At 64.6% G+C, this 14144-nt stretch carries 12 protein-coding genes; 3 read left to right on the top strand and 9 right to left on the bottom strand.

Features of this window, described 5'->3' with window-relative positions; all coding sequences use genetic code 11:
- Positions 1 to 1272: a rhodanese-like domain-containing protein gene (locus tag PW843_27295; protein ID MDE1150273.1), complete on the top strand. Its 1272-nt coding sequence runs from the start codon at positions 1 to 3 to the stop codon at positions 1270 to 1272.
- Positions 1273 to 1316: 44 nt separating this feature from the next.
- Here PW843_27295 and PW843_27290 read toward each other — a convergent pair whose 3' ends face one another.
- From PW843_27290 to PW843_27275, 4 genes are all read right to left on the bottom strand, one after another.
- The gene (locus tag PW843_27290; GenBank protein MDE1150272.1) at positions 1317 to 3497 is read right to left on the bottom strand and encodes a TonB-dependent receptor; all 2181 of its coding nucleotides are present in this window, start codon (positions 3495 to 3497) and stop codon (positions 1317 to 1319) included.
- A 98-nt stretch (positions 3498 to 3595) separates the two neighbouring features.
- Entirely contained in the window at positions 3596 to 4141 is a 546-nt protein-coding gene (locus PW843_27285; GenBank protein MDE1150271.1) for a flavin reductase family protein, read from the bottom strand.
- A 3-nt stretch (positions 4142 to 4144) separates the two neighbouring features.
- The gene (locus tag PW843_27280) at positions 4145 to 5230 is read right to left on the bottom strand and encodes an ABC transporter substrate-binding protein (GenBank protein ID MDE1150270.1); all 1086 of its coding nucleotides are present in this window, start codon (positions 5228 to 5230) and stop codon (positions 4145 to 4147) included.
- A gap of 39 nt (positions 5231 to 5269) precedes the next feature.
- A complete protein-coding gene (locus tag PW843_27275) occupies positions 5270 to 7687 on the bottom strand; it encodes a TonB-dependent receptor (protein ID MDE1150269.1) in 2418 nt (805 codons plus the stop codon).
- A gap of 463 nt (positions 7688 to 8150) precedes the next feature.
- Here PW843_27275 and PW843_27270 point away from each other — a divergent pair, with 463 nt between their 5' ends.
- Positions 8151 to 9308: an LLM class flavin-dependent oxidoreductase gene (locus tag PW843_27270; protein MDE1150268.1), complete on the top strand. Its 1158-nt coding sequence runs from the start codon at positions 8151 to 8153 to the stop codon at positions 9306 to 9308.
- Positions 9309 to 9475: 167 nt separating this feature from the next.
- Positions 9476 to 10639, top strand: coding sequence for an LLM class flavin-dependent oxidoreductase (locus PW843_27265; protein ID MDE1150267.1), 1164 nt, complete (start codon positions 9476 to 9478; stop codon positions 10637 to 10639).
- A 201-nt stretch (positions 10640 to 10840) separates the two neighbouring features.
- On the opposite strand, the gene PW843_27260 is transcribed toward PW843_27265, so the two are convergent.
- The 5 genes from PW843_27260 to PW843_27240 form a co-directional block, all read right to left on the bottom strand.
- A complete protein-coding gene (locus tag PW843_27260) occupies positions 10841 to 11197 on the bottom strand; it encodes a hypothetical protein (GenBank protein MDE1150266.1) in 357 nt (118 codons plus the stop codon).
- A 39-nt stretch (positions 11198 to 11236) separates the two neighbouring features.
- A complete protein-coding gene (locus PW843_27255) occupies positions 11237 to 11602 on the bottom strand; it encodes a hypothetical protein (GenBank protein MDE1150265.1) in 366 nt (121 codons plus the stop codon).
- 558 nt (positions 11603 to 12160) lie between these two features.
- The gene (locus tag PW843_27250) at positions 12161 to 12643 is read right to left on the bottom strand and encodes a hypothetical protein (GenBank protein MDE1150264.1); all 483 of its coding nucleotides are present in this window, start codon (positions 12641 to 12643) and stop codon (positions 12161 to 12163) included.
- Positions 12644 to 12761: 118 nt separating this feature from the next.
- A complete protein-coding gene (locus PW843_27245; protein ID MDE1150263.1) occupies positions 12762 to 13364 on the bottom strand; it encodes a TetR/AcrR family transcriptional regulator in 603 nt (200 codons plus the stop codon).
- A gap of 132 nt (positions 13365 to 13496) precedes the next feature.
- Complete coding sequence (locus PW843_27240) at positions 13497 to 13943, bottom strand: hypothetical protein (protein ID MDE1150262.1); 447 nt, start codon at positions 13941 to 13943, stop codon at positions 13497 to 13499.
- Positions 13944 to 14144 lie beyond the last annotated feature (201 nt).

The raw sequence follows: 14144 nt of genomic DNA, 5'->3' as shown, positions 1-14144 counted from the left end.
ATGACTGCCTCCCCCCCTTTCCGAACCACCTCACCCGGCATCCGCACCGCCAAGGCCGCGACGGTGCGCCAGCATCTGCGCCAGGGACGGGAGACCGCCTTCCTGGATGTCCGCGACGCCATCGAGTACGCCGAGGGCCACGCCTTCGGCAGCGTCTCCGTCCCCCTGCCGGCGCTTGAGCGCAAGATCGCGGCGCTGGTTCCCCGGCTTGACGCCCCCATCGTGCTGCTGGGCGACACGGCCGGCCGCGACAAGCGCGCGGCCCAGGCCTTGGCCCAACTGGGGTATCGCGACATCACCATCCTGTCCGGCGGCCTGACGGCCTGGAGTGCGGCCGGCGGCGAGGTGTTCTGGGGCACCAACGTGGCGTGCAAGGCCTTCGGCGCCTGGGTGGCGGATGTGCGCAGCACCCCCCTGATCACCGCCCCGGACCTGAAGGCCCGCATCGACGCCGGCGACGATTTGGTCGTCATCGACGTAGGACCGGCGACCGAGGCCGGCCCCTTGAGCATACCCGGTGCCGTCAAGGTGGCGGCGGCGGAGATCCTGTACCGGCTGGCCGACCTGGCGCCGTCGCCGCGCACCACCATCGTCACCGCCAGCGGCGGCCACGCGCGCAGCATCATCATGGCGCAGTTGCTGATCGACGCCGGCGTGCCCAACCCGGTGGCGGCCCTGCAGCACGGCATCATCGGCTGGAGCCTGGCGGGCCACCCGCTGGCCGAGGCGCGGACCCAGCCGCCCGTGTCATCCGCCGCCGTGGCGGCCGCGCAAACCCAGGCGCGGCGGCTGGCGGACAAGGCCGGCGTCGTCACCATCGACCGGACGACGCTGGAACAATGGCGCCGGGACGATGGCCGCACCCTGTATGAATTCGACGTGCGCGGCGGGGAAGAACACCGCGCCGGCCTGATCCCCGGTTTCCGCCCCCTGCCCAGCGACCGGCTGTTGCCCCTGGTGGACCAGCAGGTGGGCGTGGCCGGCGCCCGGCTGGTGCTGGCCGACCTGGACGGCGTCCGCGCCCTGGTCACCGCCGCCGGCTTGCGGCAGATGGGATGGCAGGACGTGGTCGTGCTGGGCACCGAGCACGCCCACGCCCTGGGTCCCTTGCAGGCGGGCACGCCGGACGGCGCCGCGAACGGCACGCCGGCCCCCGCCAAGGGCCCCACCGCGCCACCGCCGGCCGAAGCCGTCGCCGCCTACAGCGCCTGGGAACAGCAGGTGATCGCCCAGCTGCGGCGGGACGGGCTGACGCGCTACCGGGCCCTGTGAGGGGAAGCCGGAGCCCGGCACCTGCCGGGTCCCGGCCTGCTGGATCAGAACGACTTGGTGAGGTTGGCGCCGATGGTGCGCGGCGGCAGCGTGACCTCGGTTTCCAGCGAACCGCCCAGCACGTTGCCGGCGGACACGCGGGCCACACGGTTCAGCAGGTTGTTGGCGAACAGGAAGAAGCCCCAGCCCTGGTGCTCCACGCCCACGCGGGCGTTGAACACGGTGTAATCGCCGATCTCGTGGTACTGGCTGGACTGGTGGAAGTCGGAATATGACGGCCCGACGTAGGAACCGTCGCCCCGCACCAGGGCCTTCCAGTCCGGCACCAAGGTCCATTCGTACTGGGCGGACAGGGTGGCGGTCAGCTCCGGGATGTTGGGGATGCGGTCGCCGGCGCGGCCGGTGGTGGCGGATGCCACAGCACCGGTGGCGATCTGGTCCGCCGTCAGGTTGGCGCCCAGCACCGTGCCGTTGGCCGTGATTTGCAGGCCGGGGATGGGGGTCGCCGTTACCTCCGCCTCCAGCCCCTGCACGCGGGCGGAACCGGCGTTACCGAGGTAGGAGAAGGTGCCGCTGTTCAGGCTGACCTGCATGTTGTCCCAGTCGGTGCGGTAACCGGTCAGGTTCACCGACAGGTGGTCGTCCAGGAAGCTGGTCTTCACCCCGACCTCATAGGTCCACAGGCTGTCGGGCTGGTAGGGGGCCGCCGTCGCCAGGCCGATGGCCTGGTTGATGCCGCCGGGGCGGAAGCCGGACGCCGCCTGGAAATAGACGAAGACCTGGTCGGAGAACTTGTAGCTGAGGTTGCTCTTGTACAGCAGGCCCTGGTTGTTGGTGGACCATTCCTTGTAGGGGCTGACGGCCGTGCCCAGGGCGGCCAGGCCCACCGTCGTGGCGCCGGAAACCGTCTTGTCGTAGTTGTAGAAACGCAGGCCCTGGGTGAAGGTCAGGTTGTCGATCAGCTCATACGACACCTCGCCGAACGCCGCCTCCTGGTCCAGCTTGTCGCCGATATAGCGTTGCAGGCTGAGCTTCACGGGATCGACGTCGAAGCCGTCCTTGTCGATGACGTGGCCTTCGGACAGGACGTTGGCGTTGCGGTGCTCGAAGTATCCACCCACCGTCCATTGCAGGCGGCCGGGCTCACTGGATTGCAACCGCACCTCATTGGTCCAGTCGGTGACCGACTGCGGCTGGTAATACAGCCCCGGCATGGCCGAGGTGGCCTTGAGGATGGAGAACAGGTAGTTCGGGTCCCGGGTCATCAGGAAGTTGCGGCTCTGGTACGAACTGGTGACCGTCAGCTTGGCCACGTCCAGGTCCGCGTTGGCCGTCAGGCTGCCCAGGCGGGTGCGGTCGTCGAACGGCAGGTAGGCCTTGTCGATGGAATTGTACTGGCCGGCGCTGGGCGACCAGCCGGTGGGGCCGCCCTGGTCGTCCTGGTAATAGAACAGGGCGTCCAGGGTCAGCCATTCCGTGGGCAGCAAGCGGGCCAGGAAGCGCCCGCCCTCAGACTGGTCGTCATTGACGTTCTTCAGGCCCAGGCCGGGGTTGTTGATCCAGCCCGGGCTGTACTGCTTGAAGCCCGCCGCGCGCACCGCCAGCTTGTTGTCGATCAGGGGCACGTTGATGGCGGCGTTGACCTGATAGCCCTCGCCGCCGCCATCCACCGTGGTGCCGGTGACGTCCACCGTGCCCTCATAATCGAAGGTCGGCTTCTTGAAGATGACGCGGATGGCGCCGCCCATGGCGCCGGCGCCGTAGAGCGTGCCCTGGGGACCGCGCAAAGCCTCCACCCGTTCCACGTCGAACAGGCGGAAATCGCTGGTGTTGGCGCCGGGATCGCTGGTGGTGCCCGGCGGGTTCACCAGCGGGGATTCGTCGTAATAGATGCCGACCTGGCTGTCGCCGGCGCTGCGGATGCCGCGGATGGCGACGCGGCGCTGGCCGGGGCCGGCGTCGGTGATCTCCAGCCCGGGGATTTCCCGCGCCAGGTCGTCGAACTCACGGATGTTGGCGTTGCGCAGGGCGTCATCCGACACCACCGAGACGGCGGCCGGGGTTTCCTGGATGCGGGTTTCGCGTTTCAGCGCCGTGACCACGATCTCCGACAGGTCATTGCCGGCATCCGTCGCGGGGGCCGTGTCCGCCAGGGCGGCGGAGGCCAGCAGGGTTCCCGCCAGCAGTCCACCCATCGTGACGTTGATTTTTTGCTTGAATGACATCCTTTTTGCTCCCCTGATGTCTGTTATATTATTTAAAATTTCTTATATAACGGACGCCGCGCGCATGGCTCGGCGCCCGCCCCCCAAGACGGGTCCGATCAGCCCAAAACGCGGTAGGCGCCGTCGGCGTACAGCAGCGGGTCGGTCTGTTCGCGCACCCGCGTCCACAGCACCTTGCCGACGATGATGCGGTGGGTGCCGAAGGGCAGGTCCACCGCCAGCCGGCAGACCAGGTTGGCCTGCGCGCCCTTCAGGCACGGGGCACCCCGCACCGTCTCCCACGCCCCAGGCGTGAAGCGGTCGGGGCCGGCGGCGGCGAAACGCTGCGACACCTCCTCCTGCCCCGCCGACAGCAGGTTGACGGCGTAGGTGTCGGCGCGCAGCAGCCGGTCGTGCAGGCTGGCCCCCTGGTTCAGGCAGAACAGCACGGCCGGCGGGTCCAGGCAGAGGGAGGTGAGCGAGCTGACCGTGGTGCCGGCCAGCCCCTCCCCATCCGCCAGGGTGATGACCGCGACCCCGGCCGCCAGCCGGCGCATGGCCGCCTTCAGCCCATCGGCCACATTCTTCTGCACCAGCTCCTCACCCTCCACTGGCGGCAGGACCTGCAGCGCCGCGCGGAGGACGTCGTTGATCGCCTTACCCATGGCTCAGCCCCGGTCGTCCAGCAGCCGGCGGGCGTCGGCCAGCGGCCGGTGGTCGGCCCAGGCGCGCAGGTCGAAGTCATGGTCCAGGAAGCCGTGCAGCCACAGGAACTTCTTCTGCTGTTCGAACAGCGTCAGGCGCTCCTCCGACAAATCGGGGTGCAGCAGCCGGTTGAAGTCGGCGCCGTAGGCCTCCGTCACCGCCTGGCGGCTGCCCCGTGTCTCACCCTGGAGGATGTCCTGCACGCCCTCGGCGTTGTCGCGGGCCCAGTCGGCGGCGCGCAGGGTCTGGGCCAGGAAGCGCACCACCACGTCATAGTGGCGGCCCAGCAGTTCCTCATTCACCGTGATGGGACGCGGCGTGCCGTTGTTGACGCGGAAGCGCCGTTCCGGCAGCCGGTCCAGATCGATGCCCACCACCACGCCGTACTCCCGCGCGGCGTCAACGGCCGAGGCACCCTTGACGTAGATGGCATCGACCTTGCCCTCGGCCAGCTCATCCAGCGCCCACAGGCGCCAGATGTTGCCGCGCTGCCCCTCCGGCGCCCGCGCACCCCGCCCGGCCTCGCCCCCGGCGTGAACCTCAACGAACTCGACATCGTCGAAGGTCAGCCCGGCATTGGTCAGCACGCCCTTGTAGCCGTGCAGCGACATGCCGCGGGCGATGCTGGTGCCCCGCACGTGCGAGGGGATGGGGTTCTTGGCGTAGGACGGCAGCGCCAGCCGCTTGCCCTTCAAATGATGCGGCTCGGTGATGCCGCTGTCGGCCCGCACCAGGATGGACTGCCACTCGTCGATCCAGGTCAGGCCGATCAGGCGGGTGGGCGCCCCCTGGGCCCGGGCGCCGAGCGCCAGCATGTTGCCGCCCTCACGGATCAGGGTGGGCAGCTCATGGTCGTAATGGTGGCGGCGCAGCTCCAGCTGCCCCCCCTCCTGCAAGGTTTCCACCGCGATGCCGTCGGCGGCGAATTCCTGCCCCAGCCAGCCCAGCTTGTAGGCCAGGCCGGTGGCCGTCGGCACCGGGCAGCGGGTGAAATAGACCTTGTCCAGCGCGGATGCGGCCGCCGGCTTCGCCAATGATATTGTCGACATGTCGCGTACCCTTTACATTCACGAGGAAGGGGCGGCCGGTCAGAACCGGTCGGTGACGGAGAAGAAGAAGCTGCGCGGCTGGCCGAAACGCTGGTCGACCGAGCCGTTGGCCACGGGCAGGCCCAGCTCCACGTACTTGGTGTCGGTCAGGTTCTGGACGGAGAATTCGAACGACAGCTTGCCGTCGTCGCGCGGCTGCCAGGCGATGCTGGCGTTGACGATGCCGTAGGCGTCGGCCTTCAGCAGCGGATCGGGGCTGCTGATCTGCGAGGCGATGGTGGGGTAGAAGTACTGCTGCGACCGCCAGCTGCCATCCACGCTGTAGATCACGTCGCCGCCCCAGGGCAGGTGCTGGTCATAATTGGCGTAGGCCGTCAGGCTGACATGGGGGGAGCGCGGCGCCTGCGCCCCCAGGATGGTGGCGGTGCTGCCGGTGTCGCCCGTGTACTTGGTGTTCAGCAGCCCCAGGGTGCCGCCGACATGCAGGCCGTGGATGGGGGCCGCATCGGCCCGCAGCTCGCCACCCCACACCTCTTCCGCACCGGCGTTGCGGAACAGCACGGTGACGCTGGACGGGTTGGTGGGGTCGACGATGGTCGGCACGTTGACCACCGCGTTGGTGTAGTCGTAGTGGAAGCCGGTCAGGTCCACTTCCAGCTTGTTGTTGAACCAGTTGGTCTTGAGGCCGACCTCATAGGAGTCCAGCTCCTCCGGGTTCAAACGGTACAGCTGCACCGCCTTGACCGTAGTTCCCGGCACGGCGACGTAACCGGTGACGGTGTAGCCGCCGGGCAGCACGCCATGGGCGTAGCGGAAGTAGGAGAGGACGTTCTCGTTGATCTTGTATTCCGGCGTGATGTCGTAGGTCCACGACCGGGTGACCTGCGCCTGGCTGTCGGAGAACAGCTTGGGCGCGGAATACAGCCAGTACTGCGTCTGCGGCAGGTTGGAAATGAAGGTGCTGGCGGTGGAACCGGTGTTGGCGGCGTAGTACGCCTCCTGGATCGAAGTGCGTTCGCGCGACCAGCGCAGGCCGCCGCTGATCTTGAAGTCGTCGGTGATCTTGTAGCCGACGTTGCCGAAGGCGGAATAGCTCAGCCAATCCTGGTTGTAGGGGTTCTTGGTGAACTGCGGGCCGGTGCCCCAGGCGTTGGCGGTTGCCACCGTGCCGCGGATGTAGTTGGCGCTGGCCGCCTGGGTCGACAGGTTCTCATCAAAGAAATACAAGCCCCCCAGCCAGGTGAAGCGGTCCTCCGACGGGGAGGCGATGCGTAGTTCCTGGCTGGCCTGCCAGTAGTCGGCCTCGGAATAGCTTTGTGAGAACGGCGTGCCGGCATAGGCGCTGTTGCTGGGCACGGAACCATAGGCCGTGGTCTGGGTACGCTTGTTGGTCTCAAACCCGCTGATGGAGGTGACGGTCAGGTAGCCGGGATCCCACACCACCTTGCCCTGCGCCCCCTTCTCATCCAGCTTTTCGATGCCGGGGTTGGTCAGGTTGACCTCACCGTAGCCGCTGGTGTGCGGCAGGCCATCGGGGAAGACGGACAGGAAGGACTTCTGCGCCGCGGTGCCCGCCGTCAGGGGGGCGACGCTGTCCGCGATGTAGTCGCTGGGCCGGGTGGTGCCGTCGAAACGGCGGATGTGCAGGTTGACGCTGGCGGTCAGGGTGTCGGACGCGTGCAGCAGCAGTTGCGCGCGCGCCGCCACGTCATCGCCGCCGCCCAGGGTGCGTCCGTCGTACAGGTTCTTCTGCCAGCCGTCGCTGCCATCGTAATAGAAGGATAGGCGCCCGGCCAGCTTGTCGGTCAGGGCGTCGCTGACCGCCCCCTGCACCTGGCGCTCATTGAAGCTGCCGTAGCCGACCTTGGCGTAGCCGTCGGGATCGAAGGTCGGCGCCTTGGAAACGAAGCTGATGGCGCCGCCGTTGGAATTCTTGCCCCACAGCGTGCCCTGCGGACCGTTCAGCGCCTCGACATGGTCGACGTCGTACAGCGGCAGGCCCTGGTTATAGACGTTGGCGATGTAGACATCGTCGTAATAGATGCCAATCGGGTTCACCGTGTTGGCGCCGGTGTTGTTGGTGCCGATGCCCCGGATGAACCAGCGCGGCCGTTCCGGCCCCTCGGTGGAGGCGGCGGACGCGTTGGGGATCAGCTTGACGATGTCGCTGGTCCGCTTGATGCCGTCGTTGCTGAGGATGGTGTCGCCCGTCACCACCGACAGGGCCAAGGGCACGTCGCGCGCACTTTCCGTGCGGCGCTGCGCCTGTACCAGGATGGTGGTGATGCCGTCGGCGTCCGCCGCATCGGTGGCGGAGGCGTCGGCGGCATCGGCGGGCGCCGCCGGGGTGGCCGCGTTGGCCGGGGCGGGAGCATCGGCGGCGAAGGCGGACGACGCGAACGAGACGGTGATGGCGAAGGCGCTGGCGGTGTGCCGCAGCCGGGCGGGGCATTTCATCTTATAAGGCTCCGGAAGGTCTGTTTTTTCACCAGCGGCGGCGGTCGCCGGCACGCCTGGTGTTGAGTTCGATGCGGTGAGTCGGGTCCGGGGGCACCGCCTTACGGGGCGCCCGCCGTACACGACAGACGGCACGCCGCCGTCATTCCCCCAGGCCCAGGCACCTTCGATCCATGCGCCACGATGCTTCCCCTTCTTCGGACGGGCCAGGCTTCCACCCATCCCGCCAACTGCGATTTCTATTTGATTCCAGGGCCTTATTTGATGGGACGGCACTGCCTTCCCCGAACCCGGCCCCTGGTTTTCCGCTTGGTTCGGGCAGCTCATGCGTGGCTTCACGAACCTTGTGTTAAGGGAGGTAACCCATAATCTCGCTATTGTCTATGGTTTTAATAGTTTTCTGTGTATGATCGCAAAATCGGCCTGTGAAATAGGCTTGCTGAGACGGAGGCGATGTACAGCTATGACCGTGGAATTCTATTGGCGCCTGCCCCTGCACGGCTGCCACGGCAACCTGGCCAAGACGGCCAACCGGGGTGACTGGACGCCCTTGCGCGCCGGTAACATCGCGCCCGGCCTGCGCGATGGCGAACCGGACGGCATCCCCTTCATCAACCACGCGGCGGAAATCGCCAAGGCGGCGGAAATCTCCGGCTTCTCCGGCGCGCTGGTCATCTCCTTCCCCCAGACGGAGGAGGCGTGGGCGGTGTCCGCCGCCCTGGCGCGCGAGACCAAGACGCTGAATTTCCTGATCGCCTTCCAGCCCAACTTCATCCACCCGGTGCACGCCGCACAGAAGGCGGCCTCGCTACAGCGCGCCACCGGCGGGCGGGTGGAATGGAACATCATCACCGGCGGCGGCGGCCCGTCGCAGCGCTGGTACGGCGACTACCTGCCCCACGCCGACCGCTATAACCGCACGCGGGAATTCCTTGAGGTGGTGAAGGCCGAGTTCAAGGGAGAGCCCTACGACTTTAACGGCAAGATCTTCCAGGTGGAGGGCGGCGGATTGCAGGCCCCCCACTCGCTGGAAAAGCTGCCCAAGCTGTTCTTGTCGGGCTCATCCGACAACGCCACCGCCGTGGCCGCCGACCATGCCGACCTGCAACTGAACTGGCTGGAGCCGATCGAGCAGGTGCGGGAGAACATCCTGAAGATCCAGGAGCGGTCGGCCGCCGCCGGCCGCAAGGCCGGCTACGCCCTGCGCATCGAGATCCTGGCCCGCCGGACGGAGGAACAGGCCTGGCGCGAGGTCGCCCGCGCCTGGGAACGCCTGACCCCGGAGGACATCGAGGCGCGCTTCGCCGCCGGTCCCGCCGAATCCGTGGGTGCCGCCCGCCAGCGGTCCTTTCGCCCCGATGGTGCACGCCATTGGCAGGATCTGAAGGTGGGTCCAGCCCGCTGGGGCGGTTTCAACCTGCTGCGCGGCGGCCCGGGCGTGGGCCTGGTCGGCAGCTATCAGCAGGTGGCCGAGCAGTTGAACGAACTGATCGATCTGGGCGTCACCTCCTTCATCCTGGCCGGCAGCCCGCACCTGGAGGAATCCTACCGCGTGGGTGAGGAAATCCTGCCCCTACTGCGCCAGCGCCCCGCCGCCGCCAACCGCCACGCCGCCGAATAACGCCACCCTGCCCCCGACGCCTCCCGCCGCACCTGTGCTCCCACGCTTTTTCCAGGCCGGCGACCGCCGGCCCCGCAGCGAGCACCGCAGGGCGCAGCGAGGATAGTCCCAAGCCGCCGGATGGCGGCGCCCGGCGCCTGAGGGCACACGAAAAGGACTCTCATCCCATGACCCTGAACTTCCATTGGCGCCTGCCCACGGATGGCGACAGCCGGCTTAAGAACCTGGATCTGTGGAACCTGCACACGGGTGCGGAGACGACGCCGGGCTATTTCCCCGGCGCCACCAGCCACCGCCAGCAGGACCGCAGCCGCTTCACCTATTTCGACCATCTGGCCCGCGTGGCCCAGGCGGCGGAGGCCACGGGCTTCGACGGCGTGCTGGTGCCCGCCACGCCGACGGGGGAGGAGCCGTTCGTGGTGGCCGGCGCCCTGATCCGCGAGACGCGCTATCTGCGCTTCCTGCCGTCCTTCCACACCGCGACCACCAAGCCGGTGCACGCGGCGCGCACCACCGCCACCGCCCAGCGCCATTCCGGCAACCGCCTGGACTGGAACATCGTGGCGGGGGAGAACGACAAGGTGCAGCGCCGCTGGGGCGACTTCGCCCCGGTGGAGGACCGCTACCGCCGCACCGGCGATTTCCTGGACATCGCGCGCGGCGTGCTGACCCATAAGGACTTCAGCCATGAGGGCGCCTTCTACCAGGTGGACCATGGCGGGCTTCAGCATCCGGTCAGCGCCGTGACCCCGCCCACCGTCTACCTGTCCGGCACCTCCGATGTCGCCCTGGACATCGCCGCCCGCCATGCCGACGTCTACACCACCTGGGCGGAACCCCTGTCGGACCTGGCGGCCAAGCTGGCCCGCCTGAACGAGGCCGCCACCGGCCACGGCCGCCGCCTGCGCCACGCCGTCCGCGTGGACGTCATCGCCCGCGCCAGCCATGAGGAGGCGTGGGAGGATGCGCGCCATTTGTGGGAGACCGCCGACCGCACGGCCGTGCGCCAGCGCCAGGAACTGACCGGCGACGACATCGACGCAGCAGCGGCCGAGCGCGCCTGGGCAGCACGCTACGCCAACGCCAGCCATTTCGAGGACAGCAAGATCAGCCCCAGCCTGTGGGTGGGCGAAGGCGTGGTGCGGCCGGGCCCGGCCGTCACCATTGTCGGCGACTACGCCCAGGTGGCGGAAACCCTGAACGCCTACGCCGCCATCGGTGTCGACACCTTCATCCTGGCCTCACCCCCGCACCTGGAGGAAGCCTATCGGGTGGGTGAGGAACTGCTGCCCCTGTTCCGCCCCACACCGGCATCGCTGGCCGCAGAATAAACCCCCGCGACCAGCGATGTGGCGGAGGGCCGGCAGCGATGCCGGCCCTTTGTCGTTTGGCCGACAGGTCAAACGACGAAACGATTGCCCTGAATATAGAGCACATGCTCAATCCAGAATAAAAATTGAGAAGCGCAACAAAATTACTGCACTCTTGCAGCAATGCACAGGGAAGTATCTACCAGATCGATGAAAACTGAATCAGTTTATGTATACAACATAAGCAATATCTTCAGAATCTGATATTATGGTGCAATTTCCGGTTCCCACCACCTGGACATTTTGCTTTATATTATATGCCGTTATCAACGCAGACAAAGTCGATTGCCCACCTGTAGTGCTGGCATTTAATGAGAAACGATTGGCTGTGGCGCAAGAAGGCGCGGACGTCAGGCCGGTACTGGTGTATATGGTAATCACCCCGTCAGCGCCGGCAATTAACCCACTGATAAGTCCGACCTGGGAATATCCGGCCAAAGCATGTACTGAAAAAGAACAGAAAACAAGCGCCGACACCATTTTTAGTATATTCTTTGCCATTTTCACGTTGATATTCATTTCATTATCTCCGCCAGACAGAATAACTGCTGAAATTCATTAATTAGAGTAAATTACCATGCTCACACTTTCGGAATCACCCCAAATTGCGCATGCCCCTGTCCCGATGACAGAGACCTTTTGATGGGTCACATATGCTGCCAATATTGTGGACATAATAGATTGCCCCCCCAAGGTACTGGCATTCAATACATAACGGCCGCCGAGTGTTGCACAAGCCGCTTGCTGCTCCCTAACTCCGGTCGAATAAAAATATAACATGCCGCCGTTTCCCACAACAATTCCTGTTATATAGCCGGGATCGGATGATCCCGCATATGCAACATTTTCCGAGAATAATATAATAATAGAGAGAACAAAATGAATAAGAACGACTTTAAATATTTTTGGCACGAATACCTCCATTTCACATTACCAATATTTACCCTGGAAGCCACAGCATTCTGGCCGCAATTCAGATTGCGCCTAAAATATGGAGATATGGCAATCAAATCAATATAAAATTGAGATTTCACCTGATAGAGGATAGCAAATGAGGTGCCGGATGCAAACGAAAGGGTCTGCATAACCAGTTCGAGCGGACTTTAGAAAAATCGCCTGCTGCCATGAAGGGTACATGACCCTCATTTCGGAAACGTTCCAAATTACCAATAGCGCGGCCGCGCCCCACATCCGCTATCCCGACCGGGTGCCTGAGCATCAACGACGCCCCAGCGATATCGAATGAAGCAGAGCCCGCGCGGAAAGCGCTGGCCGGACCCCGCACAGCAGGCGAGATCTAATACCAGCGGCACGGGGCTTCTTCAACAGCCCCATGCCGCGCGTATAATTTAGCGAACGTTTTGAACGGGCCAAGGCTGGCCTCAACCACAACATGCTGAAGGTGATAGCGGAACCGACACTTTCAATGGGCCGGCCGGCCGTTGAAGCAAAACGGCCCGCGCGGCGGCACGGGCCGCGACCTTACGCCACCCGCCCCTGCCGGCGCAGATAAATGACCTGGGCGATCACGCCGACGATCAGCAGGACCAGCAGGCCGCCTTGGACACCCAGCAGCAGGGGCGCGTCCAGGCGGGTGACGAACGGATGGCCGTCCGGAACGCGGCGCAGGGTTTCGCTGACGGTCGGCACCATCAACAGGAACGCCGTCATGCTGAGGAAGACCGTCTCAAGATAGCGGCCGGCGCGCCCCAGGATGGTGACGCGGCCGACGCCGTAGCCGGCCAGCAGCAGCAGGATGGTCGCGGCACCGATGCCGTAACTGACGGGCTGGTGCGCCACCAGGAACACGGTGATGGCGCCGATCAGCATGGAGATGAAATAGACAGCACCCGGAGCGGAGCGGGGCACGATGCGGCCGTGGCGGGCGAACATGTAGAGGGCCAGCGGGATGGCGGGCAGGCTGCCCAGCGTGTGCACCCAGCCGAGGGGGGAGATTCCAAACATCGTGGGTTTCCTTATGCGTTGATCGGTTGTGGATGCCCATTGGCACTACCGACTAGTTGGTAGGTATTGCGGGCGAACGAGCGCATGCGGGGCACGGCGCCCTTGCCCCGCAGGTGGTTCACTGTCGAGGGGTGGCCGGCCTTTCGACGACCAGCCGGTCGATCAGGGGCTGGGTGATGACACCGAAGATGGCGGGGTCGCCATAGGCGCGGGCGGAGAGCATGGCGCCATGGACGGTGGCCAGGAACGCTTCGGCCTCCGCCTCGGCGGTGCCGGACAGCATGAGGACGCCCTGTTCCGCCCCCCGCCGCAATGCGTCGGCCAGCCAGGCCGACAGCATGCGGAAATGGGCGCGGACCTCCGCCGCGACCTCGACCGGCAGCACGGGCATCTCGGTCGCCAGCAGGGCGCAGACGCAAAAGGGGATGGTGCCGTCGCCGATGCATTGCGCCCAGAACCCGGTGTAGGCGCGCAACTGGTCCACCGGATCCCAGTGATAGTCCGCCGCCTGCGCCAGGCCAACCCGCGCCTCTTCCCGGTAACGGGCCACCAGGGTACGGACCAGATCGGCCTTGGTGGGGAAATGATGGTGGATGCTGGGCTTGCGGATGCCGACGACGCCTGAGATGTCGGCATAACTGAAGCCGTTGTACCCGCCGGCGATGATCAGCGCGCGGGCACAATGGAGGATGTCGTCGGCGGTGGTCGAAACGGTGCTCATGACGACAACCTACCTTCTAGTAGGAAGGCACGTCAAGTGGCATCCGCAATGGCATCGTCAATCGGCATCCCTGGTGCGGCCGGCGCTTAAGGGCGGCATTTGAGCGGTCACGTTCAAATGCCGCGCACACTACTAATTGTCATAAACCTGGAAGAAAATATTCGAGACGTTCTCACTATATCCGCCGGCATCCACCGTCACGCGGTAACGGCCGTTATTGGCCGCATTAAAATTGTCCCTGTCAGACGTAATATGAAACCCATTATCTGGAAGTATATTGATATACTGGTTGAGACCACCAGACCAGAATCGAAAATTGACGACCGAACCCCTAATGTCCAGAGTTGGATAAGATCCTTTTTCGAATGTCTTTCCAGGAAGCGTCAAAACGTGGACGGAACTACTTCCCTTGGGTGAGGTTATTCCATCAAGGCCCGTGACCGCCAAGCTTGGTATGGAAAGAATGCCTGATGTCTGAATGAAATTCAGATTATATTTTACATTAGAATCATTGGTATGGTTGATGATTTTGAATGCAAACTCAGCACCAGGCGTAAATGTTGCCAACTTTTCCTCCATTGATAATGGTTCTTGGGATTTTACGATGCTCTATCGCGTTGTTATTTTTGCTTTTCATAGCCGGAGATCGGCCTGGCCAATTAAGTTGTATATCTTGAACACAAAGCACGCAACGACATAGTTAGTCGATATTTCAATATAATTCAGAGAAAAACAACTAATGACAGTCAGATTATAACGATAATTACGGCATTTCATCAG

The sequence above is a fragment of the Azospirillaceae bacterium genome, assembly GCA_028283825.1.
Lineage (GTDB): Bacteria > Pseudomonadota > Alphaproteobacteria > Azospirillales > Azospirillaceae > Nitrospirillum.
This window is presented reverse-complemented; position numbering and strand designations above follow the sequence as displayed.

What these genes read in the sequence shown, in the direction of transcription:
- PW843_27260 (MDE1150266.1), bottom strand. Translation starts at nt 11,197, where the DNA reads ATGAATATCAACGTGAAAATGGCAAAGAATATACTAAAAATGGTGTCG.
- PW843_27280 (MDE1150270.1), bottom strand. Translation starts at nt 5,230, where the DNA reads ATGTCGACAATATCATTGGCGAAGCCGGCGGCCGCATCCGCGCTGGAC.
- PW843_27295 (MDE1150273.1), top strand. Translation starts at nt 1, where the DNA reads ATGACTGCCTCCCCCCCTTTCCGAACCACCTCACCCGGCATCCGCACC.
- PW843_27270 (MDE1150268.1), top strand. Translation starts at nt 8,151, where the DNA reads ATGACCGTGGAATTCTATTGGCGCCTGCCCCTGCACGGCTGCCACGGC.
- PW843_27240 (MDE1150262.1), bottom strand. Translation starts at nt 13,943, where the DNA reads ATGGAGGAAAAGTTGGCAACATTTACGCCTGGTGCTGAGTTTGCATTC.
- PW843_27250 (MDE1150264.1), bottom strand. Translation starts at nt 12,643, where the DNA reads ATGTTTGGAATCTCCCCCCTCGGCTGGGTGCACACGCTGGGCAGCCTG.
- PW843_27285 (MDE1150271.1), bottom strand. Translation starts at nt 4,141, where the DNA reads ATGGGTAAGGCGATCAACGACGTCCTCCGCGCGGCGCTGCAGGTCCTG.
- PW843_27290 (MDE1150272.1), bottom strand. Translation starts at nt 3,497, where the DNA reads ATGTCATTCAAGCAAAAAATCAACGTCACGATGGGTGGACTGCTGGCG.
- PW843_27265 (MDE1150267.1), top strand. Translation starts at nt 9,476, where the DNA reads ATGACCCTGAACTTCCATTGGCGCCTGCCCACGGATGGCGACAGCCGG.
- PW843_27245 (MDE1150263.1), bottom strand. Translation starts at nt 13,364, where the DNA reads ATGAGCACCGTTTCGACCACCGCCGACGACATCCTCCATTGTGCCCGC.
- PW843_27275 (MDE1150269.1), bottom strand. Translation starts at nt 7,687, where the DNA reads ATGAAATGCCCCGCCCGGCTGCGGCACACCGCCAGCGCCTTCGCCATC.
- PW843_27255 (MDE1150265.1), bottom strand. Translation starts at nt 11,602, where the DNA reads ATGGAGGTATTCGTGCCAAAAATATTTAAAGTCGTTCTTATTCATTTT.